At 60.9% G+C, this 26499-nt stretch carries 27 protein-coding genes; 22 read left to right on the plus strand and 5 right to left on the minus strand.

The annotated features are described in order from the left end of the window. Positions 1-481 precede the first annotated feature (481 nt). From AC1DLV_RS15610 to AC1DLV_RS15630, 5 genes are all read right to left on the minus strand, one after another. On the minus strand, positions 482-685 hold the full coding sequence (locus AC1DLV_RS15610) for a hypothetical protein (RefSeq protein WP_476801026.1): 204 nt from the start codon (positions 683-685) through the stop codon (positions 482-484). Next, positions 685-888, minus strand: coding sequence for a hypothetical protein (locus AC1DLV_RS15615; RefSeq protein ID WP_476801025.1), 204 nt, complete (start codon positions 886-888; stop codon positions 685-687). The genes AC1DLV_RS15610 and AC1DLV_RS15615 overlap by 1 nt, the downstream gene beginning before the upstream one ends. An 85-nt stretch (positions 889-973) precedes the next feature. Then, positions 974-1660: an exonuclease domain-containing protein gene (locus AC1DLV_RS15620; RefSeq protein ID WP_476801024.1), complete on the minus strand. Its 687-nt coding sequence runs from the start codon at positions 1658-1660 to the stop codon at positions 974-976. Beyond that, positions 1657-2127 carry a hypothetical protein gene (locus tag AC1DLV_RS15625; protein ID WP_476801023.1) on the minus strand — a complete coding sequence of 157 codons (471 nt, stop codon included), beginning with the start codon at positions 2125-2127 and terminating at the stop codon, positions 1657-1659. The genes AC1DLV_RS15620 and AC1DLV_RS15625 overlap by 4 nt, the downstream gene beginning before the upstream one ends. Beyond that, positions 2124-2465, minus strand: coding sequence for a hypothetical protein (locus AC1DLV_RS15630; RefSeq protein ID WP_476801022.1), 342 nt, complete (start codon positions 2463-2465; stop codon positions 2124-2126). Before AC1DLV_RS15630 ends, AC1DLV_RS15625 begins: the two co-directional genes overlap by 4 nt. Positions 2466-2920: 455 nt before the next feature. Between AC1DLV_RS15630 and AC1DLV_RS15635 the strand changes: the two genes are divergently transcribed. The 22 genes from AC1DLV_RS15635 (at position 2921) to AC1DLV_RS15740 (ending at position 26480) form a co-directional block, all read left to right on the plus strand. Next, positions 2921-3505 carry a terminase small subunit gene (locus AC1DLV_RS15635; protein WP_476801021.1) on the plus strand — a complete coding sequence of 195 codons (585 nt, stop codon included), beginning with the start codon at positions 2921-2923 and terminating at the stop codon, positions 3503-3505. Next, positions 3505-4986 carry a terminase gene (locus AC1DLV_RS15640; RefSeq protein WP_476801020.1) on the plus strand — a complete coding sequence of 494 codons (1482 nt, stop codon included), beginning with the start codon at positions 3505-3507 and terminating at the stop codon, positions 4984-4986. Before AC1DLV_RS15635 ends, AC1DLV_RS15640 begins: the two co-directional genes overlap by 1 nt. 64 nt (positions 4987-5050) lie before the next feature. Then, the gene (locus AC1DLV_RS15645) at positions 5051-5296 is read left to right on the plus strand and encodes a hypothetical protein (protein ID WP_476801019.1); all 246 of its coding nucleotides are present in this window, start codon (positions 5051-5053) and stop codon (positions 5294-5296) included. A 102-nt stretch (positions 5297-5398) separates the two neighbouring features. Continuing rightward, a complete protein-coding gene (locus AC1DLV_RS15650; protein ID WP_476801018.1) occupies positions 5399-5683 on the plus strand; it encodes a hypothetical protein in 285 nt (94 codons plus the stop codon). A 6-nt stretch (positions 5684-5689) separates the two neighbouring features. Then, positions 5690-5896, plus strand: coding sequence for a hypothetical protein (locus AC1DLV_RS15655; RefSeq protein ID WP_476801017.1), 207 nt, complete (start codon positions 5690-5692; stop codon positions 5894-5896). A 7-nt stretch (positions 5897-5903) separates the two neighbouring features. Beyond that, positions 5904-7586: a portal protein gene (locus AC1DLV_RS15660; protein ID WP_476801016.1), complete on the plus strand. Its 1683-nt coding sequence runs from the start codon at positions 5904-5906 to the stop codon at positions 7584-7586. Beyond that, positions 7586-7807, plus strand: coding sequence for a hypothetical protein (locus AC1DLV_RS15665; protein WP_476801015.1), 222 nt, complete (start codon positions 7586-7588; stop codon positions 7805-7807). Before AC1DLV_RS15660 ends, AC1DLV_RS15665 begins: the two co-directional genes overlap by 1 nt. Beyond that, on the plus strand, positions 7804-8133 hold the full coding sequence (locus AC1DLV_RS15670) for a Bbp19 family protein (protein WP_476801014.1): 330 nt from the start codon (positions 7804-7806) through the stop codon (positions 8131-8133). Before AC1DLV_RS15665 ends, AC1DLV_RS15670 begins: the two co-directional genes overlap by 4 nt. Beyond that, positions 8111-8908: a hypothetical protein gene (locus tag AC1DLV_RS15675; protein ID WP_476801013.1), complete on the plus strand. Its 798-nt coding sequence runs from the start codon at positions 8111-8113 to the stop codon at positions 8906-8908. Before AC1DLV_RS15670 ends, AC1DLV_RS15675 begins: the two co-directional genes overlap by 23 nt. 2 nt (positions 8909-8910) lie before the next feature. Then, on the plus strand, positions 8911-9918 hold the full coding sequence (locus AC1DLV_RS15680) for a major capsid protein (RefSeq protein ID WP_476801012.1): 1008 nt from the start codon (positions 8911-8913) through the stop codon (positions 9916-9918). Between the two features lie 78 nt (positions 9919-9996). Continuing rightward, positions 9997-10431 (plus strand): Bbp16 family capsid cement protein, encoded by a 435-nt coding sequence (locus AC1DLV_RS15685; RefSeq protein ID WP_476801011.1) that lies wholly within the window; start codon positions 9997-9999, stop codon positions 10429-10431. A gap of 3 nt (positions 10432-10434) precedes the next feature. Next, the gene (locus AC1DLV_RS15690) at positions 10435-10818 is read left to right on the plus strand and encodes a hypothetical protein (RefSeq protein ID WP_476801010.1); all 384 of its coding nucleotides are present in this window, start codon (positions 10435-10437) and stop codon (positions 10816-10818) included. Between the two features lie 45 nt (positions 10819-10863). Further along, positions 10864-11157 carry a hypothetical protein gene (locus tag AC1DLV_RS15695; protein WP_476801009.1) on the plus strand — a complete coding sequence of 98 codons (294 nt, stop codon included), beginning with the start codon at positions 10864-10866 and terminating at the stop codon, positions 11155-11157. Positions 11158-11162: 5 nt separating this feature from the next. Further along, positions 11163-11459: a hypothetical protein gene (locus AC1DLV_RS15700; RefSeq protein ID WP_476801008.1), complete on the plus strand. Its 297-nt coding sequence runs from the start codon at positions 11163-11165 to the stop codon at positions 11457-11459. Further along, on the plus strand, positions 11456-12058 hold the full coding sequence (locus AC1DLV_RS15705; protein WP_476801007.1) for a phage connector family protein: 603 nt from the start codon (positions 11456-11458) through the stop codon (positions 12056-12058). Before AC1DLV_RS15700 ends, AC1DLV_RS15705 begins: the two co-directional genes overlap by 4 nt. Next, on the plus strand, positions 12058-12279 hold the full coding sequence (locus AC1DLV_RS15710; RefSeq protein WP_476801006.1) for a hypothetical protein: 222 nt from the start codon (positions 12058-12060) through the stop codon (positions 12277-12279). The genes AC1DLV_RS15705 and AC1DLV_RS15710 overlap by 1 nt, the downstream gene beginning before the upstream one ends. Then, entirely contained in the window at positions 12279-14351 is a 2073-nt protein-coding gene (locus AC1DLV_RS15715) for a phage tail protein (protein ID WP_476801005.1), read from the plus strand. Before AC1DLV_RS15710 ends, AC1DLV_RS15715 begins: the two co-directional genes overlap by 1 nt. Further along, positions 14332-14805: a hypothetical protein gene (locus AC1DLV_RS15720; RefSeq protein ID WP_476801004.1), complete on the plus strand. Its 474-nt coding sequence runs from the start codon at positions 14332-14334 to the stop codon at positions 14803-14805. The genes AC1DLV_RS15715 and AC1DLV_RS15720 overlap by 20 nt, the downstream gene beginning before the upstream one ends. A gap of 1 nt (position 14806) precedes the next feature. Continuing rightward, complete coding sequence (locus AC1DLV_RS15725) at positions 14807-15331, plus strand: virion core protein, T7 gp14 family (RefSeq protein WP_476801003.1); 525 nt, start codon at positions 14807-14809, stop codon at positions 15329-15331. Next, on the plus strand, positions 15331-17502 hold the full coding sequence (locus tag AC1DLV_RS15730; RefSeq protein ID WP_476801002.1) for a lysozyme family protein: 2172 nt from the start codon (positions 15331-15333) through the stop codon (positions 17500-17502). The genes AC1DLV_RS15725 and AC1DLV_RS15730 overlap by 1 nt, the downstream gene beginning before the upstream one ends. Positions 17503-17630: 128 nt before the next feature. Next, on the plus strand, positions 17631-25022 hold the full coding sequence (locus AC1DLV_RS15735) for an LPD23 domain-containing protein (RefSeq protein WP_476801001.1): 7392 nt from the start codon (positions 17631-17633) through the stop codon (positions 25020-25022). Between the two features lie 72 nt (positions 25023-25094). After that, a complete protein-coding gene (locus AC1DLV_RS15740) occupies positions 25095-26480 on the plus strand; it encodes a hypothetical protein (RefSeq protein WP_476801000.1) in 1386 nt (461 codons plus the stop codon). Positions 26481-26499 lie beyond the last annotated feature (19 nt).

A 26499-nucleotide genomic window follows, 5' to 3' on the forward strand; every position in this document is an offset into this window, starting at 1 on the left:
CTCGTGATCCGGCTCTGGCGGCCTGTAGCGGGTTCGTTGACGGGGAGCCGGGGGCGCGGCGTCGATTGCTGCCAACCCGGCTAGGATTGTGGCTAAAGCTAAACCTCGCCAGCCGGTCATCTCGTCCTCGCGTCTATCTGCGCGAACAGCGGGCGGGCGGCTGGCACTGGTAGCTTGCCGGATGCCTTCTCGGTGCGCTGGGCGGATTTGATTTGTCATGCTGCAATCCTTTCAAGTTCGTCGGCGCTGGCGTAGAGGCACGCGGCCTCGCTGGCGTATTCATCGGCAAGCTCATGCTGGCCGGCAGTGGCTAGAACCTCAGCCTGACGCCACAGCCTGGACGCCTCAGCACGGAGTTCCCTTGGTGTCCGGCATGGCTTCACGGCAGCACCTCAGCTTTGGCCGATAATCAGTGCCGCGAGCAGCAGGGCGATCCCGACGCGCTCGAACGGCTGGAGGTGGTTGATCAGGCGGGCGATCATCAGGCGGCTACCTTCGCTGTGGCGATTTTCTCAACACGATATCCAAGCGCCAACGCCAGCTTGCCGAATTTCTCCTCGGCCGTTGCGACGTGGTGCGCGACCGTGAGCGGGTCTGCATGCCCGCTGAGTGCATGCGCCATGAGCAGCGACTTGCTGACCTCGTCGGCGGAAAGGTGCGCGCGGTAGGTGGCCATCTTGTTCATCACAGCATTGCCTCGTCGTCTTCGTCCGCGTCTAGCTCAAGCTCGAAAGGCGTCTCGCCGCGTTCGAGCGCTGGCAGTAGGTGATCGTTCACTGTGTAATATTCGCCGTCGTAGAGAATGCGGGTGAGCGACGGCAGCGGCGCGCGATGAAGCCGGTCGATGATTGTGAACGGTACAGGCTGGATTTTCGCGTGGGCGGTCATCGGTTATCTCCCAAATCCTTATGTTGTAACTATCGCAACACTAGCAACGACTGTCAACATAAATCGCAACACTTTGCGCAACAGTTTAGAGGCGCTTTTGCAGCCAGTACCGGGCCGAGAATTTGGTGTCCTCGTCCATATCGCTCTTGTCCCTGATCCATTCCAGGTAGTCGATCGGAGCCGCCTCGAACGTGGTGCCGCGATGCTTGCCGAAGTTCATGACCTTCAACAGCGCGGGATACCTCGACATCACGATCATCTCGTCAGGCGTCTTCTCGTCGAGCAACCGCACGAATAGGTGAGCCGTGACATAGGCGTCGGGCAACGCGCGATGCGGCGGCGTGGCGCGGTGGGCGTCGACATCGAGGTCGAGCCAGTAGCGCAGGCCCTGGTTCGAATGCGTCGGCGCGTCGGGCCACACGATGCGCGCCACCTTGTAGGTGTCTATCCACGGCCGGCCGTCGCCGTTGTGGAAGTGCATCTCGAATTTCGCGTTGTGCGCGACCAGGACATCGGTTTCGGCGCATCCGTCATAGAACTCGTCCCAGAGCTCTCTGGCGTCTGGCGCGTTCTTCACGTCGTCCTCGGTGATGTGATGAACGGCCTTTGTCACGGCAGGTATAGGCCCACGCGGCTGAGCGAACGACTGCCATGGGTTTGCGATCTCACGTGAGGCCAAGTCGACATCGATCCGGCCGAACTCGATTATCTCGGCGCCGTCGTCTTCCGGGGTGCCGGTGGTTTCGTAGTCGATTACGCGGGCGATCTTCATTTCTGGACCTTCTTCCTGCGGGGCAATATCCCAGCTTCGGAGCGGCGCTGGCGGATGCCCTTCGCCAAGCCTGCAGCCTTGACCTCGTCGAGTGTGACAGGCTCGTCGTTCAGATAATACTCGGTCGACCAGCACAAGCGCTCGCCACGCTTGCCGGCCCATGGGCGGCGCCAGATCACCGCGCGGAACCTGCCAAGCGGCGTATCGAGGCCGGCAAGGGCATCAGCGGTCGCGCCTGACAGCCCGGAGCCGTGGCCATGCTTCTCGAACCATGTGCGCTGCGCCAACCTCTGAAGCTGCTCCAGATAGTTGACGGGCGTGCTGTAGACGATCCGCGACGGCTTATCAGGCATCACGGAGCGAAGCGCCTCGAACACATCTGCGTCGGCGCCTGGGCATGACTGGCTGACTGTGCGTATGCAATCTTCGACGGCGTGCTCGTAGGCGATGCGCTCGGCGAGGGTCATGCTGCGGCCTCGGCCATTCCCGCCTCGATCTGCGCCACCAATGCGTCATAGTCCTCACCAGATATGCTCTCCGAGTCGATCCCGCGAGCACGCATCTCAGCCTCTACCTTTGCTTCGATCTTTGCGTCCTCGTCGGCCTGCTCGGCCAGGACCGCGCTCATCGTGTTTTTCATGTTGACGCCGAATTCTTCCATCGCCTTGACGACGGAACACAATCCAGACGCCTCGGTACGATGACCTTCGCGCACAAGATCACCAACAAGGGTGAAATAGACCCTCGCAAGCGCGATCATGCTGTCGGCGTGGGCTTCGAAAACGTCAGCTCTGCGGATATCCATTTTGTCTCTCCCGTCTTCATGTGTTGCGACAGTCGCACCAAACGCAACACTATGTCAACAGGTTTTATTTGAGGTTTCAATTCGGCTCGATCGCCGCACTGTATACCTGCGAACGAGGTGTGAACGATTTTCGAAACCTGTTCACAGCGTACTAAACAATCGACCTTTTTTGACCAAATCAGAACCTCTTGGCGCAACCAAAAATCCAATATTATTCATGTTTTCCAATCGCTTAACTACTACTCCCCTTAGTGACAAAGAGGTTATAATAGAGACATCAAACATTTATAAAAATAGGGGGTCGCCGCAGTATATACCGCGCTGACCCTCGTCAAATACGAATTTTCGATGTCGTTATTAAAACCTCTTGTCGAAACCTCCCCTGCACCCCGTTCATTCGAGCAACCATCCTTGCGTTATCTGATGCGGAAATTACAACGCAGGAAAACGAGGTTATGGCTGACGAAATCAGGGCGAAAACACTCACTCCAAAACAGGAGCGATTTGTCGCCGAATACCTGATCGATTTGAACGCCACGCAGGCGGCGATACGGGCGGGGTTCAGCGAGAAAAGCGCGCATGACATCGCCGCACAGCTACTCGGCAAAACTCATATCAAGGCAGCAATCGACGCAGCGGTGTCGAAACGCTCTGAGAAAACCGAGATCACAGCCGATCGAGTGCTGAAAGAAATCTCTCGGATGGCGTTCTATGACCCGCTCGATCTGATCGAGATCGTACGCGATGCATTGCCCGAAGATGTTGCAGGTAATGTCGAGCTTAGCGACGACGGCAAGGCGATCACCGGACTGCGCAGCGCGCGGGATATCAAATACCTGCCGGAAGACGTGCGGCGCGCAATCGTCGGCTGGGGCTACGACCGCAACCAGAATTTCACGGTGAAGCTCGCCGACAAGTCTAAGGCGCTCGATCAGCTTGCGCGCCACCTCGCGCTCTACAACGACAAGGTCGAGGTCGGGTTGACTGAAGCGCTCGCCGAACGGTTGGAACGCGCGGCCAGATCAGGGCAGGGCGGCTAATGGCCAAGCCTCGCGCTGCCGATCCGAACGATGCGATAATCGAGAAAGCTGCTGCCTGCCGGTATGATCCGCTGGCCTGGGCGCAATTCGCGTGGGACTGGGGCCATGGCGTCCTAGCCGACTATGACGGCCCGCGTGAGTGGCAGGCGGATATCTTTCGCGTGATCCGCGACCATCTGGCTAACCCTGAGACGCGTCATGAGCCACTGCAAATCGCCGTCGCTTCCGGCCACGGCATCGGCAAGTCGGCGTCGATGGGCATGCTGTCGAACTGGGCGATGTCGTGCTTTGCCGACGCAAAGATCGTCACCACCGCCAACACTGACGGCCAGCTACGAACCAAGACCGCCCCAGAGATTGGCAAATGGTTCCGCACCTCGATAACGGCGCATTGGTTTGATGTGCAGTCGCAATCGATCAAGTCGCGCGACAAGCTCCATGTGAATGACTGGCGCCAGGACTTCATTCCGTGGAGCGAACACAACACTGAGGCGTTCGCCGGTCTGCACAACGTCGGGCGCATCATCATCCTGGAATTCGACGAGGCGTCGAAAATCCATGACAAGGTGTGGGAAGTCGCTGAAGGCGCGTTGACCGACGAGAACACCGTCATCATCTGGATCGTTTACGGCAATCCGACGCGCAACTCTGGCCGGTTCCGTGAATGCTTCCGCAAGTATAGGCATCGCTGGGTGCCGCGCCAGATCGACAGCCGCACGGTCCCCGGCACCAACAAGAAGAAAATCCAGCAATGGCTTGAGGACCATGGAGAAGATAGCGACTTCTTCAAAATCCGCGTTCGGGGGCAATTCCCCTCGCAGTCTGCCTTGCAGTTCATATCAGGCGACGACGTTGACGGCGCTCGCTCCCGCCACCTGCGGCCCGAGCAATTCAATTTCGCGCCTGTGATCCTGGGCGTCGACCCGGCATGGACCGGCGACGATGCGCTTGAGATCGTTCTGCGACAAGGGCTCTACTCCAAGAGCCTCGCGACGCTCCCGCGCAACGACAACGATGTCGAGGTCGCCAACCTGATCGCTCGCCTGGAGGATGAGCACCAAGCCGACGCGGTATTCGTCGACGCGGGCTATGGGACGGGCATCGCGTCGGCAGGCACAGTCATGGGCCGTGCGTGGCAGCTTGTATGGTTCGGCGGCAAGGCGACCGATCCGGGGTTTGCGAACAAGCGCGCCGAGATGTGGGGCGGCATAAAATCCTGGATCAAGAAGGGCGGCACGATCGATCCAAAAGACGAGGAGCTTTATCAAGACCTGATCGGCCCGGAGACCGTGGCGCGGCTCGACGGCAAGATATTGCTCGAAAGCAAGCAGGACATGAAGGAGCGCGGCCTTCCATCGCCGAACAAGGGCGATGCGCTCGCGCTGACGTTTGCGCAGCCGGTGTCGAAGAAGGACCGATCACAGCGCGCGGCCGCTGTTGGCGCTCCACTGATGGACGCTGATTACAACCCGTATGACTGAGCAACCATTGCCGTGCGCAACTTGGCGGGCAGTCTATCAACTACCGTCAATGAAAGGATATCCGATGGTTCGCTACTCGTTCCTTGGCCGCATGTTCTCGATGTTCAGCCACTTCATGCTGTCGATCGTCTCGTTCTTCGAACACACTGCCATCCCGTCGCCGCGTGACGCTATCGCGCTCGATGCCCTCCGCCGCTCCGCCTCGATCGAAGCTGACGGCAAGCCCTCGTTCACGGCCTTCATCGCCCGAGCGTTGCGCCATCCGAATTACAGCGCCGGCCGTTTCGATCCTGGGCGAACGTACGCCTGACCGCTTTAAGCCAGATGCAGAGAACCCGGCCTAACCAGCCGGGTTTTTCTTTGGGCGGGTGACGTTCAGCCGGTCAACCATCCGCCGCTAATCATCGGCGGCATGGAACATGATCCGCACAAGCTCGACTACAGGCTCGCGATTGCTCGCAACATCGCGGCGAACGGCCGGCTGTTCTCCGTGCTGCTCGTGGCAATCAACCTCGTCGCCTTCCTGAAGCTCGGCGGCGGCGTTCACCTGCTGCTCGCGCTTGCTGGCGCCGTGCCTGTCGGTGCGTCGTGCCTCGTCGACCAGATGCCGGGCGGTCGCGCTCGCCTGTTCGCCACGGCCGTCACCTACCTCGTTTCGATCACCGCCATCCTACTGACCATTCTAGCGATTGGATGAATTCTCATGTGCATGTTCAATTCGCCTGACGTTGCCGCTCCTGTCCTGCCGCCTGAGCGCGCAGCCCAGCGCCAGCCCGACACGGCGGTCGCCAGCGACACCTCGCGCCGCACGACTGACCAGATGCGGGCGGCGAGCGACACGATCCTAACGTCGGGCTCTGGCGTCACTGGCGCTGCCCCGACTGAGAAAAAGACGCTGCTCGGCGCCTGAGGTCATCGTGAAGATCGAAACCAAGCGCCAGTACCATGACCGCCGCCTCCAGTCGCTGAAGGAGATGCGCAACCCATGGGAGCCGCATTGGAGCGAGCTTTCCGAGTTCACTGCACCTTCGCGCCTGCGACTGTCGCTGAACACGAGCGAAGGCCGGCCTTCGCGGAAGAAGATCGTCGACAGCAGCGGATCGTTCGCGCTGCGGACGCTCGCCAGCGGCTTGCATTCGGGCATCACGTCGCCAGCTCGTCCGTGGTTCCGCCTTGCGACCAACGACCCCGAATTGAAAGAATTCGCTCCGGTTAAGGCCTACCTGAGCACGGTGGAAAAGCGCATGCGCGATGTCTTCCAGGCATCGAACATCTACAACTCGTTCCATTGGGGGTACGGTGATCTCGGGCTGTTCGGCCAGTCCTGCGGCCTGTTGGTCGAGGATACCGACAAGGTGATCCGCATGATCCAACTGCTGCATGGATCGTTCTGGATCGCGCGCGATGAGACGGGCAGGGCATCGACGCTTTACCGCCAGTTCTCCTGGTCGGTCGAGCGTATCGTGCGCAGGTTCGGCCTGGACAACGTTAGCAACGCCGTCAAGCGCTGTTACGACAAGAGCGATTACGACGAGCGGTTCACGATCAATCACGCGGTCGAGCCGCGCCATGACCGCGATGTCACCAAGATCGACAAGCGAAACAAGCCTTGGTCTTCGAATTACTGGGAGGATGGCGCGCGGCCGATCGCGGGCAGCGGCATGCTTGAGGAAAGTGGCTTTGACAGCAACCCGATCATTGCCCCGGCTTGGGAACTCGTCGCCGAAGATCATTATGCAGTCTCGCCGGGTATGGACGCGCTTCCTGATGTGAAGATGCTCCAGACGATGCAGCTTCGCTCGGGCGAGGCGATCGAGAAGAAGGTGCGACCGCCCATGAAAGGGCCGATGTCGCTCAAGAACAACCCGGCGTCCCTCATGCCTGGGTCGATCACCTATGTCGATGACCCGACCGGGCGCGGCTATACCGCTGCGATCGAGGTCAACCTGTCGCTGACCGAATTGGAGAACAAAATCCAGACTACGACGCAGCGGATCGAGCGCGCGTTTTATGCCGATCTGTTCCTGATGCTCGCCAACATGGAGGGCATCCAGCCGCGCAACAATTTCGAGATCGCCGAACGCAAGGAAGAGAAGCTTCTGGCGCTCGGCCCGGTTCTCGAAAACATCTATGGCGGGCAGTTGGCGCCGACGATCGACCGCACCTATGACATGATGGAGGCGCGCTCGATGCTGCCGCCTCCGCCTCCAGAACTGGAAGGGCAGGACCTGAAGATCGAGTATATCTCGATGCTTGCCCAGGCACAGAAAGCCGTCTCGACTGGCTCGATCGAACGTCTGTTCTCGTTCGTCGGCAACCTCGCAGCGGTCAACCCTGAAGTGCTCGACAAAGTCGACATGGACGAGGGTATCGACATCTACGGCGACATGATCGGTACGTCGCCGTCCGTCATTGTGCCGGATGAGGAAGTCGCAAAGAAGCGGGAAGGCCGCGCACAACAGCGCGCCCAGGCTGAGAGCGCCGCGAATGCCGCCGCCATGGCGCCGGCCGTCCGCCAAGGCGCTGAAGCCGCTCGCCTCCTGAGCGAGGTCGACACAGGCGGCGGCGGTTCTGTGCTGCAGCAACTGGGGATTGGGTGATGTTCCCGCCGAAGCCCGCTCCGACCGTTGAACTCCTGAACCTGACGCAGAACTACGCTGTGTTCGCGGGCGGTCTGACGCTGCCGATAACCGACTATTTCGACGCTGCCGGTGACAACTGCGAGGCGATAGAGGCGATAGTTTGCATAGCCGGCGACGACGCGCACGGCTGGTACACGATAGAGATCGGCGCGCCGGCCGAAAGGATGGTGCTGCATTGAGCGAAGCCAATTTGACCGAGCAACCATCTAAGGACCAAGGATTGCAGCGTGACCAGATCGCCAGTGATTTGGAAGCAGTGTTGCGATTACCGCATGGACGACGAACCCTGTTGTGGCTTCTCGGGCTTTGTGGCGTTTCGCGCACCGCTTACCAAGGCGATGAGGCCGCGACGAATTTTAGGCTGGGTGAACAGAACATTGGTCTGCGTCTGATCGTCAAGCTGGAGGAAATCGGCCCGACCGAATATCCGCGCCTGCTTCTGGAGGCGGCACAACGGAAGGACCTCGAAAAGGAAACGGTGCATGTTGTTGACGCTGAGGGATAGGCTGAGGGCAGGAGTGGTGTTCGCGCCCGAAGGCGGTTCGGGTGGTGGCGCGGGCGATCCGCCTGCTGCTGTCGTTACGCCGCCTGCCGACGCGGGCTCGGTTCTGTATCCGGCCGACGCCGGTAAGGTCGAGGCCCCGGTCGAGCCCGATGCCGCCAAGCCTGCCGGCGATCCTCCTGCCGTTGAGTGGAAGGAATACGAGACTGACCCGGCGAAGACCGCTGAGGAAAACGCAGCCGCCAAGGTCGAGCACGACAAGACCAAGCCCGCTGCCGACGATCCGTCCGACAAGGTGCCGGAAGATGGCAAGTACGCGCTCACGATGCCCGAAGGCGTCGAGGTCGATCAGGAATTGCTCGACGAGCTTTCGCCCGAGTTCAAGGCCGCTGGTCTGACCGGCAAGCAAGCCCAGGCGCTGACCGACAAGTTCATCGCCAAGCAGCAGGCTCGCATGAAGGCGCAGGGCGAGGGCTGGGCCAAGACCGTTTCCGGCTGGGTCGATGAGGCCAAGAAGGACCCGGAGATCGGCGGCGCCAAGTGGGACGGGACAGTTAAATCGGCCAGCGGCGTCGTCAACAAGTACGGCACGCCCGGCCTCAAGGAATATCTGAACGCTTCGGGAGGGGGAAACCACCCCGAAATGATCCGGTTCATGGCGACGGTCGGTGCCCTGATCGGTGAAGACAACCCGGCCATCAGCGAAAACCCAGGGAAAAAGGTCAAGGCAGATACCGCCGAGACGCTCTATCCCGATGACAAACCGAAGGGCAAATAACGATGGCAACTCTGTCGTCCACCTATATCAACCTGATCGACATTCATAAGCAGAATGATCCCGCTACTGGCGCGGTCATCGAAGTTTTGAAGCGACAGAACCCGATCCTCGACGACGCCGTCGCGATGGAATGCAACAACGGTTCGGCGCACAAGCATGCGATCCGCACCGGCCTGCCGACGCCGGCTTGGGGCGCGCTCTATAAGGGCATCCCGCAGTCGAAGGGCAGCATTCAGGCCGTCGAAGACACGACCGGCTTCCTTGAGGCTCGATCGGGCGTCGACGTGCGCGCGCTTGAACGCTCGAAGAACCCTGCCGCTCTGCGTCTAGGCGAGGCATCTGGCCACCTTGAGGCCATGAACCAGGAGATGGCGACCGGTCTGTTCTACCATGACACCGCGACTACCCCTGAAAAGTTCAAGGGCTTCGCGGCGCGCTACGGCGTCAAGGGCGGCGGAGGCGCGGGCAACCAGATCGTTGACGCTGGCGGCACCGGTTCGGCCAATACGTCCATTTGGTTCATCACCTGGGGCGATCACGCCTCGCACCTCCTGTTCCCAGAGGGTTCGAAGGCTGGCGTCCAGCGTCAGGACAAGGGCGAACAGCGTGTTCTCGACGACACGGGCAGTCCGTTCTTCGTCAAGGAAGAGCTGTTCACTTGGCACATGGGCCTTGCCGTCAAGGACTGGCGTTACAACGCCCGTATAGCCAACATCGACGTGGCGGCACTCCTGGCCGGCAACATCGACATCCACTCGCTGATGATCGACGCCTATTACAAGCTCCAGTCGACCCGGTACGACAGCGTGTCCTCGCGCATCGCCATCTACATGAACCGGGGCGTCATGGCCGCACTCGACAAGCTGAGTGCGAACATCGGCGGCACCGCCAAGAATTCGGCGCTTCGTCTGGTCCCTCGCGAGCTTGAGGGCAAGATGGTCAACGCGTGGCGCGACATCCCGATCCGCGAAACGGATGCGCTTCTGAATACCGAAGCTCGCGTCGTTTGACGCGAGTGATGTGAATTCCGCAATGCCCGGTGCGATGGTCGCACCGGGAACTCTGATTTGCTGAGGAAGGCAATCAAAATGATCTTCGACAAAACCCTCCTTCTGTCCGACCAGCAGGCCGTTACGGCAACCGCTGCGTCGACCAACGCCGTCAACTTCGGCGCCATGGGCCGCGCTTTCGGCCACGCTGCCGATCTGTCGCGCGATGTCGCCAAGTCGCTGAAAATCCCGTTCCTCATTCAGGTAACGGAGACGTTCAACAATCTCGGGACGCTGAAGATCGACATAGAACTCGACAGCACTGAGACATTCACTCCCGACAAGACGATCACGATCGGGACGTTCACGCTCGCCGAACTCAAGGCCGGGTTCCAGGTTCCGTGGACGCTGCTGCCCCAGGGCATCAACCTTCAGTACGCGCAGTTGAAATACACTGTGGCAGGCGGCACGGCCCCGACGACCGGCAAGATCACCGCTGGCGTCGTGGCCGGCGTCCAGACGAACGGGGTGTAAGCCATGAAGGTTCGTGCAACCGCTCGTGGCTACTACGGCGGAATGATCCGAGAGCCCGGCACCAAAGACGCCGAGTTCTCGCTGACCGATCCGAAGGCGGATTTCGCCTCGTCGTGGATGGAGAAGATCGGCAAGTCCGATCCTCTCGATCACGACAGCGACGGCAAGAAAGGCGGCTCGATGCCGTCTGGCAAGCCTTCCGCCGCTGAGCGCATCGCCCAGGCGAAGGAACTGACCGGCCGCGACGACATCACGACGGCGAAAGAAGCCGACGCGATCCTCGCCGCTGCCGGCGACCCTGCGCCTGCGGCCGGCGACCCTACGCCTGCCGTCGATGAGCCGGCGCCGTTCTCCGACGACACGCCGATCGAGGCCGTCGACGAATAATTGGGGCGGCTTCGGCCGCTCCTCTCATCTCTTTGAGGGCTGAACATGCCTGCTGCCAAAATCGATCTACTGTCGAACGTCGCTGCGACCGGCGCTGCGAAGCCGGTGAGCTTCGGCGGTCGTTACCTGTTGCTCGCTTCGGGTACGTTCAGCGGCGCGACCGTGAGCGTTGAAATCCTGGGGCCTGACGGTGCGACGTATATCGCCGTACCGGGGAGCGCTGTCACCGCAGCCGGCTCGGCCGTGATCTACCTGCCGTGGGGCTGCTCAGTGCGCGGCGTTGTGGCAAGCGGCACACCTGCCGGCCTGTATCTGTCGCTGTACCGCATGGAGGGCTGACCTCCATGAAGATGCAGGACCTCGGCAAGAGCTATAGCGAGCCGTCCGTCGTTTCGGACAAACCGTCTAACGAGAAATACTACCCGTCCATCTACCTCGACAAGGAGCAGATGAGCGCGATGGGCTTGAGCCGATCGCAGGCGGGCGATGAGTTGCAGATGGTCGCAAAGGTGCGCGTCCGCTCGAAAAGCGACAGCATCAGCGGCGGCGGTAGCCTCGACCTTGAAATCATCGAGGCGGCTTTCGAGGCCGCGCCAGACGGCAAGGACACTGCGTCAATCCTCTACGGTGATGACCAATGACCTCCGTCGTATCGATTTGCAATCTGGCCCTGTCGAACCTCGCCAAGGAAAACATTCAGGACTTGGACGAGGGGAGCGTCGAGGCTCGGCTGTGCAAACAGTTCTACGAGCATTCTCGCGACACGCTGCTTCAGGTCTTTCCGTGGCGGTTCGCGCGCAAGACCGGCTCGCTTGCCGAGATCACCAACACAAAGGGCAAGCGCTGGCTCTATGCCTACAAGCGCCCGACAGACTGCCTGAAGGTCCGACGTGTCACCGACGAAACGCACCTCGACTATCTGCCGTATGCCGATGGCGCCGTCGCTGGCGGCTATCCCTACGACATCGAAGGGACGACGGTATTCTGCGATCTGTCTCCCGCGTTCCTCGACTACACATGGCGGGTCGACGATGTGACGAAATTCCCGCCGCTGTTTGTCGACGCGCTCGCGTGGCATCTCGCCGTTCGGCTCGCTATGCCGGTTACGCGTGATCCCAAAATCCGCGCCGACGCGTTCCAGCTTGCCACGAAAATGCAGAACGAAGCGGCTGCGGCTGATGCCAACGAGGTCCGCGAGACCTCCGATTATCCCTCCGAGATGATGGAAGCGAGGTCGTAGTGGGCGACGTAGTCGACTTGCCGGTTATCACCACACTCGATCTCGATCCTGATCGCGTGTTGCAGAAAGCGATCGGCCGGATGTCGCGCGTCGTCGTCATAGGCATCGATAAGGACGGCGAGGAATATTTCGCCTCCTCGGTTGCCGATGGCGGAACCGTCGTATGGGACATGGAACGCGCGAAGCTCAAGCTTCTTCGCCTGCCTGATGAGGCTGACTGATGCCTGATTTGCGCGCATACCAGCCGGCGTTTACTGGCGGCGAACTATCCCCGGCGCTTTGGGCTCGCGTTGATCTGGCCAAATATGGCTCGGGGCTCAAGTCGGCGCTCAATCTGTTCATTCATCCGCACGGAGGCGCATCCAACCGGGCCGGGCTGGAATTCGTGGGCGAGGTCAAGGACAGCGGGCGCCCGACGCGGCTGGTTCCCTTCCAGTTCAACACCGAACAATCCTACATCCTTGAGTTCGGCCATGCCTACATGCGCGTCTACAAGAACGGCGGCTTGGTTCTGACTGGCGGCTCGACGCCGTATGAACTCGTAACGACCTATTCCGACATTCATTTGGGTGATCTCGTCCAGACGCAAGAAGCGGACGTGATGTATCTCACCCACGTAAACTATCCACCGAGAAAGCTCGGTCGCCTCGCCGATAACAACTGGACGGTTGCGACCGTGACCTTCGCGCCGTCCATGTCCGCTCCGACTGGCGTTGCGGCGGTGGCCCAAATTGGATCGGGCGTGACCGGATACCGCTATGTGGTCGCTGCGGTCAGCGATGCGACAGGCGAGGAAAGCATTCAATCTGCGCAGGCCGTCTGCCTGAACAACCTCGCCATTGCGGGGAACATCAACCGGATCACATGGAGCGCGGTTGCAGGGGCTGCGCGTTACATCGTCTACAAGCTGGACAACGGCGTCTATGGATACATTGGTGGCACTTCCGCATTGCTGTTCGATGATGAGAACATCGTCGCTGATCTGTCCGACACGCCGCAAACCGCGCGCAACCCCTTCGTCGGCGCCGGCAACTATCCGCGATGCTCGACGTTCGTCGATCAGCGGTTGGCATTCGCCTCGACGCTGAGCAACCCGCAAGCCTGCTGGCTATCCCAATCTGCGAACTATGAGAATTTCGGCTATTCAAGCCCACGCAAGGCAAGCGATGCGTTCGAATTTCGCATTCGTTCGCGGCAGGTGAATGAGATCAGGTCGCTGCTACAGGTGCGCGGCCTGATGGCTCTGACGTCTGGCGCGGAATGGGTCATATCAGGCGGCTCGAACGAGTACCTGTCGCCCGGCCAGACCGTGATTAAGAACCAAGGCTATCGCGGCGCGGCTGAGGTGCAGCCGATCGTCGTCGGCAACACGATCCTGTTCGCCCAGGAGCGCGGCGGCGTGGTTCGCGATTTCTCCTATGAGTTTGCCGAAGACAGCTTCACAGGCAAAGACCTGACGATCCTGGCGCGGCACCTGTTCGAGGATCGCGAAATCAAGGCGTGGGCGTATGCGCAGGCGCCTCATTCGATCGTCTGGGTTGTGTTGGACGACGGCTCGCTGCGGTCGCTCACCTACATGAAGGAGCATGACGTTTGGGCGTGGACGCGCCACGAGACTGACGGGGTTTTCGAAGACGTGACCGTCATCGGCGAGGGGCGCGAGGACGTTCCCTACTTCATCGTCAAGCGTAAGATTGGCGGCGTCAACAAGCGCTACATCGAACGTTTGCACTCTCGGGCATTCGAGAACGTGAAGGATGCGTTCTTTGTCGACAGCGGCATTTCCTATTCCGGCGCGCCAATAAGCACGATCTACCTGCCTCACTTGAAAGGCAAGGCGGTCGTTGCCCTGGCTGACGGCAACGTCGTTCGTAATCTCACCGCCGATCCCGTCACTGGCGCCGTCACGCTGCCCAATGCGGCATCGACCATCCACGCGGGTCTACCCTACGAGGCGACGTTGAAGACGCTCGATCTCGACCTCGGGCAGGTGAAGGGGCTCGGCACCGTGCAGGGCCGCAAGAAATCCGTTTCGAATGTGACGTTGCGTGTTGAGAAGACGCGCGGCATCTGGCTCGGCAGCGGCGACTATTCTCGCGATAGCGGTAAAATGGCTGAGTACAAGCAGCGCTCGACTGAGGCTTGGGACGAGGCCATTCAGGCGTTTACCGGCGATCTGGCCACCACCCTCATGCCGGCATGGACCGATGGCGGCAGTGTCGTCGTCAAGCAATTCGACCCCCTGCCTATGACGATCCTCGCGGTAATGCCCGATGTCACGTTGGGGCTGTGATGTCTCGTATCTTCCGGCCGATGCAACGCATATCGCGACCATTGCGGAGCGGATGCGTCACGCGGATCGCGATGAAGTTCTGGCAGCTTCGGGCGTCTCTCCGACTGAAGCCCTCGAAAGATCACTGCAGAAATCGTCAAGCGCGTGGACAGGGCTGATCAACGGAACCCCTGAAGTGATGTTCGGTGTCGGCGATCTCAACATCCTGACCCTGACCGGCGCGCCCTGGTTGCTTGGGAGCGATGCGGTCGAGCGTCATTTCCGAGTGTTCCTCCGCCAATCGATCGATTGGAGAGAACAACTATTGCAGCGGTATGCAGTGCTGAGAAACGTCGTTGATGACCGGAACGAGGTTTCCAAACGCTGGCTGCGCTGGATGGGCTTCGAATTGTCCAGCCCGGCGCCTCTCGGCGTCAATGGTGAAATGTTCCGGCTGTTCGAAATGAGGCGCTGACATGTGCGATCTGATGTTAGCTTTGACCCTGGGCTCGACCCTGCTCGGCGCGGCGGGGCAGGTCCAGCAGGGCAATGCTGCCGCCTCGGCTGCGAAGTACAACGCCCAGGTATCCGAGATGAACGCGACCCTGTCGGATCGTCGGGCGAAGGATGCGCTCGAACGCGGTGCGATCGAGGAGCAGAATAAGCGCCAGGAAATCGCCCAGTTGAAAGGCCGACAGCAGGCGTCGATGGCCGCGAACGGCGTCGACCTCACATTCGGCTCGCCGCTCGACACGATCGTCGACACGGCCGTCCTCGGCGAACTCGACGCGCTGACCGTGCGACGTAACGCCAACCGCGAGGCCCATGATTACGAAGTGCAGGCCGTGAACGGCCGCGCCGACGCCAACTTGAACCGGATGAACGCCAAGGCCGCAAAGGCGGGCGGGTATCTCGGCGCGGCCGGAACCGTGCTCGGCGGTGCCGGTGGGGCATGGAAAGATTATAAGACGCCGAAAACTGGTATCGGGAGCATTAACTAATGCCTGTCGTTCCTCAGTACCAGCGCACGGTTGCCGACCGGCCAATCCATCAACAGGGCGTCAGCGTCAACGCGAGCGCCGACGACATGGGCGCAGCCGTTGGGCGTGGCATGCAGGGGCTTGCGGCTGGTGTCAACCAGATGGGCGCTGCAATGGCCCAGGTGCGCGAGCTTGAGGATATCACTGAGGCGAAGGAGCGCGACAACGAGCTTGCCGCATGGGACCGTGAAGCCAAGTACGGTGAAAACGGCTTCATGACGCTTGAGGGGAAGTCGGCCGTCGCCGGCCGCTCCGATTATGAAAAGCGCCTCGCCGACAAGCGCCGCGAGCTTGGCGAGGGTCTGTCGCCGTCTGCGCAGAAGAAGTATTCGCAGGCGTCACAGGCGCGCGTGAACTCGTCGCTGGATCAGTCGATCGTTCACACGGCTCAGTCGCGGAAGAAGTGGTTCGCTGAAGCGTCGACCTCTCGCATTGACACGTTCGCGGAGGATGCCCTTGCCGGCTACCAGAACCCGGCGCTTGTGAATAAGAATATTGCGGCGGGTCAGGCCGAGTTGCGGTCTATGGCCGATCTGCAGGGCTGGGACGCCGACACGCTGAAAAACCGAGAGATGGAATACATCTCGGGCGTTCACAAGAACATCGCACTGCGCGTTGCGCAGACTGACCCGGTCGCTGCCAAGAAGTACGCGGCCGACAACAAGAGCATGCTGACCGGCCCGCATCAGACTGATCTCGATGGCGTGTTTGCGCCGCTGGTGATTGAGGAGGAGGCGAAGCGATACACGAACGAGTTCTTCGACGGCGGAAAGGTGCCGTCTACGAAATTCGCGGCGGCAGATTTGCCGAACCCCGCATACTCGTTGCTTGGCGTCATCGCCGGAACGGAAAGCCCGGATTACCGCACCATCAACGGCGGCTCGAAATTCTCGGACTTCTCGGATCACCCTCGCCAGAAAGGTGCTGGCGGCACCTCGACCGCTGCTGGCCGCTATCAGTTCGTGAAAGGCACATGGGACCGCACGGCTTCGGCGATCGGCGCCAAAGACTTCTCCCCTGAAAATCAGGATCGCGGCGCGTGGTGGCTCGCCCAGGCGGATTACAAATCGCGCACCGGTCGCGACCTTCAGGGCGATCTCGATGCTGGCCGGTACTCCGACGTCCGCAATGGCCTCGCGCCGACGTGGGAAGGTATCGCCAAGCTGACGAATGCCCAGTTCGCGGCACGCATGTCTAAGGCGAGCGGTGTCGCCGTGTCGGCTGACCCGACTGCGTTCCTTGACGGCATCAGCAACCCGTCCGTCCGCGATGCCACTATGCAGCGGATCAAGGCGATCACCTCCGTGCGCGAGGCCCAGGCCAAGGCCCAGGCAGAGGCCCTGAAGACCCAGGCATTCGGTTTCGTCGACGGTGGAACGAGCCCCGACGCGATCCCGGCCGAAATCCGCGCGCAGCTTGGCCGCGAGGAGATGTCGGGCCTGTGGTCGTATTTCGAGGCGAGGGCAAAGGGTGGCCAACCGAAGACCGACGATCGGACGCTGTACGATCTGCAGTCGATGTATGCCGAAGACCCCGGCGCGTTCACCGACATCGACATGTTCAAGTACCGCGACCGCCTCAGCGACGAGGATTGGAAGCAGGTGAACGGATGGCGCCAGTCTGCGCTCACCGATGAGCGCAAGGCGCGCGAGGACGGCATGACGATCACCGCAGCGTTCTCCCAGGCTCAGACGCAGCTTGAGGCACTAGGCATCAGCACGGCCGGACTGAGCGGCACTGTGCGTCAAACACAAGCTGCGCGCGTGGCCGAGTTCAATAATGCGCTGTCGCGCCAGATGCAGGAATTCAAGAAGGTCGAGCAGCGCAACCCGACGCAGATCGACATTCAGTCGATGATCAACCGCATGCTCCTGCCGGTCGTGATCCAAGAAGAAAAATCGATGTGGAACCCGACCAAGACGCCATGGTCGGCGACATCGGAGCGAGGCGGCTTCTTGTTCGAGGCCGGCAAGATCGGCGACGGGCTGACCGTCGATGTCGCTGTCGAATACTCGGATATCCCGGCTGACCTACGGCGCGGGATTTCGACGCGGCTCGAAACCGAGCTTGGCCGCAAGCCTAGCGAGGATGAAATCGTCGCTGAATACGAGGCTTTCGTCTTGGCTCAGTAGTTCAGGATGGACCCGTAAATGAACGCGAACACCAAGAACAGAACAGGTAGCGCGAACGTGTAGAGCAAAAACCGTCCAGCCGCCCGGCTTCTACTCAATTGTTTGGCTTGCATAGGAACACCACCCTTATGGATAATCTCGCGGACTATGATGCATGGAAGTCGAAGCAGCAACAGTCAACCGCTGCGTCGGCAGGGATAGTGCTCGAAACGATTAACGTCCAGCCCGACGAAACGGCGGGCGATATGCAGCTTGCAAACGAGTACGCGAAGGCGACGGGCAAGCCCGTTCCGCCGCTGTCTCTGGTGACGGAAAACCGTTCGATTTTCCAGCAGCAGATAGAGAGCAAGAAAAACGCAACGCTGTTGTCATCCTCGCCAATGCTGGCCGAATGGCTCCGCAAGCCCGACAATGCAGCGCTGGCTCGCGACGATCTCGATAGCCTGTCATGGTTCGAAGGCTTCGGGCGCGGCGCTGCGAATGCGGGCAAGCGTGCGGCTCAGCGTATCGGACAGGCCGGCAATCAGTTCATGCTCGAACAGACGGCGGGCCGCGCAAACGATAGGTCGAAGTCGTTCGGCGATCTCCTCGAAGGCGAGCGCGACACGATCAGCACGTCGCAGGGAGATCAAAAGGCGTGGGTGAACCTGTCCGATCTGGTCTCTGCATCCGGTCGATACATCGACGCGCGTTATGCCGATCTGATCGGCGCTGACGACGCGACTGCGGCAGAACAGTTCGCGGGGAACCTGAAGGCAAGCCGCGAAGCTCTCGCCGCGATCCCGAAATCCCAGATCGCGACATCGTTCGAGAAAGAGGCCATGGTCGACGGCGCTGGCCTGGGGGATGCCTTTGCCAACTTCAGCAAGGCGTTCGCCAGCAACCCGCTCGGTGGCCTGTCCTGGGCGCTGGAGACGGCTGGGGAGAGCGCGCCGCAGATTGCTGCCGCGCTGGCTGCTACTGTTGCCACGCGCAACCCTGGCGTCGGCATCGGTGTTCTTGGCGCCGGCTCCTACGCGACTGAGCGCTTCACGTCGCCGGCCGAGTTCCTTGACGAAAAGGGCATCGACCTCGGCAAGCCCGAAGACGTTCAGCGCCTCATCGCCGATCCGACCTTGATGAAGGACGCGGCGGATCGCGGTGTAATCCGTGGGTCGATCATCGGCGCGTTCGATATGTTCTCGGGTGGCATCGCCGGCCGCACTCTGGCGGGCAATCCGTTCGTCGAGGCGCTGGCCCAGGGCGTGACCCAGATGATTTTCGGATCGTCGGGCGAGTACGCGGCGCGGCTGGCGGCGGGGCAGGAAATCGACTGGAACGAAATCTTGGCGGAAGGTTTCGCCGAACTCGCGACGACGCCGGTCGACATGGGCATTGCGGGCCGCAAGTTCACCAGCGACCGCCGCGCCGCGAAACAGGCTGAGGCTCGCGAAACGGAGATCAAGGAGCTTGCTGGCGGCGCCACCGGGTCGGTCCTCCGTGGCCGCATGCCAGATGCGTTCCGCGATTTCGTCGCCCGCGCCACGGCGAACGGCCCGGTCGAAAACATGTATGTGCCGGCCGATCAGTTCATTGAATATTTCCAAGGCGCGGGCGTCGATCCTTTCGCGCTGGCCGACGAACTCGACGGCGTGAATGCTGACGATCTCAGGACCGCGCTGGCGACGGGCGGCGATTTGCAAATCCCGACCGCGACTTATGCCGCGAAGATGGCCGGGTCGGATCATGACGCGTTCCTTATCGAGAATGCGCGGTTCACGCCTGATGAGATGACGGCGCGCGAGGCCCGCGAATTTAACGAGCGGGCCGAAGATGCGATGCAGGAGGCTTTCGAGGAAGCCGAGCGCATGAGGCAGGATGACGAGCAGTATCGTTCGTTTGAGGCTCTGATTTATGACGACATGGTTTCTCGCCTGCGTGTTGCCGGCCGCTCGACCGATGTCGCGACCAGCGAGGCGATGCTCTATCCGGCGTTCTACCGCGTCATGGCCGAGCGCTCTGGCCTGACGACTGAGGAATTCCTTGCGCGCTACCCGCTACCCCAAGTGCGCGGCGATGTTCCGCAGGGTTTGCAGTTGAAGAACGTCGATGCGTTGACGCGGACGCTGGCAGAAGCGCGGGCGCAGAAGTCGGTCGCCGTCGATCGGCGCCAGTCGTTGCTCGAATTCATCGCCGATTACGGCGGCATCTCGGATCGCGGCGGCGAGTTGCGTGCGCGTGATGCTGAGGTGATTGATCGCGGTCGCGGCAAGAAGAAGCTCCGTCTCGCTCGCAAGTCGCTGACTGATGGCATGAAGTCGCTATTCGGCGCGGACGGCGGCAAGAAGCACGGTCCCGACGACGTTGCCTTGGCTGCGATCGAAGCCGGGTTCATGGCCGATCAGCCGGCCGTCATGGCGTATAAGGAAGCCCTGGCGACTGGCGGGCAGGTGCCGGATATTGGCGCCGCGCTGTGGGAGGCGATCGACGCCGAGTTGGGGGGCTTGCAGAATTTCTCCATCGATCAGGCCAAGCCCGCCGAACCGGACGCCGATGCGGATCAGATCGAACAGTACCTGTCGAGCCTGGGTGTGTCTCTGGACGATGCCGACGACGCGATACGCGCGGCGATCGAAGCTGACCAGGCGGTCGAGGTGCGGCGGTATGGGCAGTTTGCGGGATCGCGCGCCGATGGGCTGGACCGCGCCGGCCTTATGCGCGCTCAGGATATGCAAGACGCCCGCGCATCCCGGGACGATATCTATGACGCTACCGGGTTTTTCGTCGGGCCTGACGGCCGTTGGCGGTTTGAAATCAGTGACGCTGACGCGAAAATCCGCATGGGTTTTATCGACAAGCTTCGCGGCAAGATGGCCGCTCCATCGGGAAATCTGAGCGACGTTCTGGATCACCCAAAGCTATTTGGGGCGTATCCTAAACTCGCCAACTACTGGACATCGATGACTATCGACCCCGCCATGAAAGACCGTGGCGGCTCATTCGAGAATGCTGTCAACCGGATTGAAGTGCGTGGCCGTAGCGTTGAAGAGGCTCTATCGATCCTCCTTCATGAGGTCGCTCATGCGGTCCAAAACATTGAGGGGTTCGCCACGGGCGGCAGTCCGAACATGGGCGAAGTCTACGATGGCGAGAAGGTCAAGGCCCATCAAAGCCGGATCGACCAGTTGGTGAAGGATTGGGAAGCCTTCGCCGATTCAAACGACGATGCGCGCCTAGACGAAATATCCGTCGCGATCGAAGATGAGAAGCGCCGGCTGGTTAATGCAGCGCGGTTCGAGCACTACAGACGGATTGCCGGCGAGGTCGAGGCCCGCAACGTCCAGACGCGAGATGTCCTGCGCAGGCGCGGCGATGACGTTGATGCGCCTTGGTGGACCTCCGACGTTCCTGCGGACAAGGTAATCATTGTGCGCACCGATGAGCCCGGCGAGGCGTTCAAGGCTATGTCGGTCGCCGCTCCAGACGCCGGCTATGCGCAGTCCGGCGACGTTCGCGGAAATCGCGGCTCGGTCCAGTTCCCGCTTGCCGGCGTCGGCAACGGCGACAGCGTCATATCGCTGTTCAAATCGGCCGATCTCAGCACGTTCATCCACGAAAGCGGTCACTACTTCCTGACGGTCATGCAGGACCTTGCGGCGCGCGGCGAACTCGCCAGCGGCGCGGATTATGCTGCGGTCAAAAGCTGGTGGCTTTCGAACGCGGACGCTGTTGCGAAAGACGCAATGCGTGTGATGCCTGATGTCAAGATCGCACCGGAAGACGTGGTTTCTGCCCTCGAAAACGGCTCGACCGGCGATCTGATGAAGGACGCCGCCGTCGATGTCGGCTTGCAGGAGCAGTGGGCTCGCGCATTCGAGGCGTATCTTCTGGAGGGCAAGGCGCCTTCGATTGAACTCCGTGGTGCGTTCGAGAAGTTCCGCGCATGGCTGCTCTCAATTTACAAGAAGCTGGCCGGCCTGAACGTCACGCCGTCCGATGATCTGCGCGCGGTGTTCGACCGCATGCTCGCCACAGATGAGCAGATCGCGGCGGCACGGCAGCAGTCGGCGGACAGCGCTCCGGTATTCGCGACGGCGGAGGAAATGGGCCTATCGCCCGAAGATTACGCCGCTTTCTTAAAGCTTCGCGATCAGTCGATCGACGAGGCACATGCGAAGCTCCTGGCTGAAACCATGGCGCCGATCAAGCGCGAGCGCGAAAAGTGGTATCGCGAGGAACGGGCCAAGGTTCGCGACGAGGTTGAGCTTGATGTGAGCGCGCAGCGTGTCTATCGGGCGATCGAGTGGATGGGCAATCGCCGATGGTTCGGTGATGCAGCGCCCGAGCCTATGGGCGACATTCGGCTGTCGAAAGACATCTTGGTCGACCGCTACGGCGCTGGCGTACTGAAGACGCTCCCGCGCGGCAAGCAGACGGTTTACTCGGTCGAGGGCGGGCTTGATCCCGACGATGCTGCCGGCGTCTTCGGCTTCGGCTCTGGCGACGAGATGGTGAAGGCGCTGGAGCAGGCGCCGCCCCGCAAGCAGGCCATTGAGGGTCAGACTGACCGCGTGATGTTCGAGCGCCATGGCGATGTGCTGCGCGATGGGACGGTAGAGGCGGCGGCGCTGGATGCAGTGCATGGCGACAAGCGCGCCCAGGCGCTGGCCTTGGAACTCAAGGCGCTGGTCGAGGTGTCGGGCTCGGATCGTGGCCTGACGCACAAGGAGGCGCGCGAGATTGCGCGCCAGACGCTGAGCCGGGCCAAGGTCCGTGATGCGGTGAACGCGAACCGTTACCTCGCTGCAGAACGAAAGGCGGGCGAGGAGGCTGAAAGGCTGGCGTCGTCGGTCACGCGCACCGGCATGTGGATGACCGCAGCCCGTCGTCGTGTCGCCGTAAAGGCCCGCGCTGCCGTTCGGGCTGAGAACGCATCGGGCGTGGCCGCTGTGCCGCCCCAGATCGAACGGGCGAACGATACGACCGGCCGATACAATGAGAACGCCGCCAAGCTGGTCGAGGCTAAGCGCCGCCAACTGCTGAACCACGCCTTGTATTCTGAAGCTCGCCGGGTTGCCGACGAGGTCGAGGCTGCTGAAAAGCTGGTCGCTAAGCTGGAGAAGGCCACCAAGAAAATCCGCTCGGGCCGCAAGCGCATGGGCGAGGCTTCGCTGGCCGGGGACTATGTCGAGGCGATCGAGGCGATCATTTACGGCTACGAATTCCGCAAGGTATCGGGCGCCAAGGTCGATCGCCGTGCTGGCCTGCTGGCCTATGTCGAGCGGATGACGGCAGATGGCCGCGCGAACGAGCTCGCAATTCCCCAGTCTGTTCTCGATGATGCGCGTGTCGTCAACTATCGGTCGCTGCCGGTCGAGCATCTGCGCGGCGTCGTCGACAGCCTGAAGAACATCGAGCACACGGCCCGGATGAAAGGCCAGATGCTCATCAACAAGCGGAAGCGCGAGTTCGAGGAGGCCACGGCAGACGTGGCGCGTGCGATCGGCGAGAACGTCAAGGGCCAGCCGATCCATTGGGTGAAGGATGATCGCGCCACCACCAAGGCGCGCGAGTTTGTGTCGGGGTACATCTCGACGTTGCAATCGTCGACGACGATCCTGCGTCAACTCGACGGGCGTGAGGACATGGGCGTCGTGTATGAGACGCTGAAGTCCGATATGGATGCCGCCGCCTATGCCGAACGCGACATGCGCAAGGAGGCGACCGACAAGATCCTCGATCTGTATTCGGTCTATTCTGAGGACGAGCAGCGCCGCATGGCGGTTCGCATGGTGATCCCCGAACTCGGCGGGCAGTCGTTCTCCAAGTGGAACCTGATCGCCATGGCGCTGAACATGGGCAACGAGGGCAACCTTGCGCGTCTGACCAACAAGAACGCGCTCATGCACCTGACGCCGGATCAGGTCGACGCGGTCAAGGGCCTGCTCGACGCGCGCGATGCGAAATTCGTGCAGTCGGTGTGGGATTACATCAATTCGTTCCGGCCGAAGATTGCCGAACGCGATCGCCGCATCCGTGGTGTGGAGCCGACGTGGGTCGATCCTGCCCCGGTCGAGATTGCCGGCATGACGTTGCGCGGCGGCTACTACCCGATCAAGTACGAGGGGCGGCTAGGCGGCGCGTTGTTCTCGTCTGGCGACAGTGACGCGGATATCCTGAATTCGATGATGTCGTCGGGCTTCTCGTCGGCGCAGACGAAGAACGGCCATCTGAAGGCGCGCGGGGAGCACATCAAGCAATCCCTGGCGCTAGATGTCAGCGTCATCGCCCAGCATGCAAACGAGGTGATCCACGATCTGGCTTTCTCTGAGCCCGTCGTAAACACGTGGCGCATCCTGACCAACGGCAAGGTTGAGCAGGCCATGATCGGCGCCGGCCTGGATGCTCAGTACAAGATGCTGAAGCTATGGGTGCAGGACGCGGCAAGCGGGCAGGTTTCGTCTGGGTCGGGCCTAGCGCGCTCGGTGCAGTTCGTCCGCAGTGGGTTCACCTATTCCAAGCTCGCGCTGAACCTCAAGACGATCCTGCTCCAGCCGCTCGGCCTGATGCAGTCGGCCGTCGTCGTCGGCAAGAAGAACCTCGCCTATCAGACGATGCGGTATGTTCAGAACCCGGCCGCGATGACGAATGATGTCCTGGCTCGGTCGCGTATGATGTGGGAGCGCAGACAGACGTTCAACAAAGACCTGATGGACGCGGTCGCTCAGTCGAATATCGCAAGTCCGACGGCCGGCAAGATCAGGACAGCGATGGACGACTACATTATCCCGTTTGGCATGGCCGGGATTACGTACACGCAGTTCTATGTCGTCGACGTCCCCACGTGGGCGGCTGCGTTCCAGAAGGGCATGAAGCAGTTCAAGAACGACGAGGTGAAAGCGGCCCATTTCGCGGACATGACAGTCCAGCGCTCGCAGGGCTCGGGCATCTGGTCGGATCGGTCGGGCATCGAACGCGGAACGCTGTCGCAGACGATGCGTCAAAACCCGTTCGTGACACTGCTGACGACGCTCGGCTCGTACTTCTTCGCCAAGATGAACCTGATCGTCGAGCGGACGCAGGGCCTTCGGGCTGAGCCTGTGTCGGTTGGAGCTGCCACGTCCTACGCCTTGGACATGGCTCTGCTCCTGGCAGGCGAGGCGGCTGCTCTGGCGTTGGTGAAAGAGGCGTTCGATGACGATGACGGGGACGATGACGACAACATCGCCGCAACGATCGCCATGGAGGCGGCAAAGACGTTCGTGGCTGGCCTGCCGGTCGTTCGCGACGTTGCTGGCCTGTCTCAGGGGTTCCAGGCTGGAACCTATGCCTCGATCCTCGATACCGTCTGGGCGCCACTGAAGCAGGCAGGGCAGGGCGAGGTTGATAAGGCGCTGGTTAAGTCCGTCGTGAACCTGACCGGGATGCTGACGCGTCTTCCGTCATCGCAGACGAACCGGATCATCGACGGCGCGTGGCGCGAACTGGAAGGTGATGACGTGTCGGTGATAGAATACCTGATGGGTCGATCGAAGAAATAGCGTCGTTCAGCGGGGCAACCATCGGCGAGTAGGGTGTGGCGGAAATCACACCCTACTCATCATGGGCGCACAATGACCGTTTCCAGCACCATCAACAAATCCGGCCCGTACATTGGCAACGGCTCGACGGTTAACTTCGACTATGAATTCCGCATACTGGACATGGCGCATCTCATCGTTGTGAAGACTGTCGGCGGCGTCGAAACCTTGCTGACGCTGGCAGATTACGCGGTTACAGGCGTGGGCGCTCTAGCAGGCGGCTCGATCATTCTGAACGTTGCGCCTGTGACCGGCGAGACGATCACGATCATTCCAAACCCGCCGTTCACGCAGCAGATCGACCTCGAAAACCAGGGCGCTTACTACGCTGAGACGGTAGAGCGGGGTCTAGACCTCGCTGCGATGCGCGATCAGAAACTGGCTGAGGGCTTAGAACGCGCAATCCAGATACCGGTTAGCGCCGATGCTTCAGCGCTCAACGACGTGATCGCGGGCGTTCTTCGCCTTGCTGACAGTGCTGACGCTGTGGATGTTGTCGCCGGCATCGCCGCGAACGTGACCGCAGTTGCCGCGATCGAGGCCGAAATTTTGGCAGTTCCTGCTCAGGTGGGCGCGGCAGAAGCAGCGGCAATTACCTCGGCAGGGCGAGCAGAACTCGCTACGGAGAAGGCGGACCTTGCGACCACTGAGGCGGACCGGGCAGCGTCTTACGTCCCTAACGGGGTTGCAAAATCAATTTCAGGATTGGTGATCTCCAATAACGTAGGCACCCCGACAACCCGCTTCGATGTCTCTTCCGGCGCAGGGCGAGATAAAAACAATCTTATAGATATCGTCCTCGTCTCCAGCTTGGCCAAGTCGATTTCCGCCAACTGGGCTGCTGGCGCCAACAATGGGTGCTTGGATACCGGGGCTGTTGCCGCCTACACGGCGTATCATGTCTTTGTGATACGGAACCCGACCACCAGCGTTGTCGATCTTCTGGCGAGTACGTCCCCCACAGCGCCGTTGATGCCTGCCGGGTTCACGCAGCGTCGTCGAATTGGGATAATACAGACCAACGATCTGGCGCAGATTTACCAAGGCACATGGAGAGCAAACGGGGAATTTGAGTACAAGTCCGCAATCACTGTTGCAACCGATATGGCTCTGACTTCAATACAGCTCGCAATCGTACTCAATAATTGCGGGATCAAACGGCTCTGGAAAGGGCGTATGCTTCTCGATAATGTTGGTGCAGATTTTTGGCTGATTGCGCGCGACCCTGATGTCGGTGTTCCGACAGCTAGTGATCTTGCTTGTTTCAAACCAACGGAGACCCGCTTTGGAAACTTCATAGGGTCGATTTGGACCGATGCTGTAGGGCGGATTTACGTCGGCTCGAACAACAACTCTGCATCCAACAAGGTGACTATCGTCACCTCGGGATGGCTTGATCTCCGTGACGAGTATGTCTGATGTCTAGCATTTTTGATGT

The organism is Aminobacter sp. 01T433 (assembly GCF_056398585.1).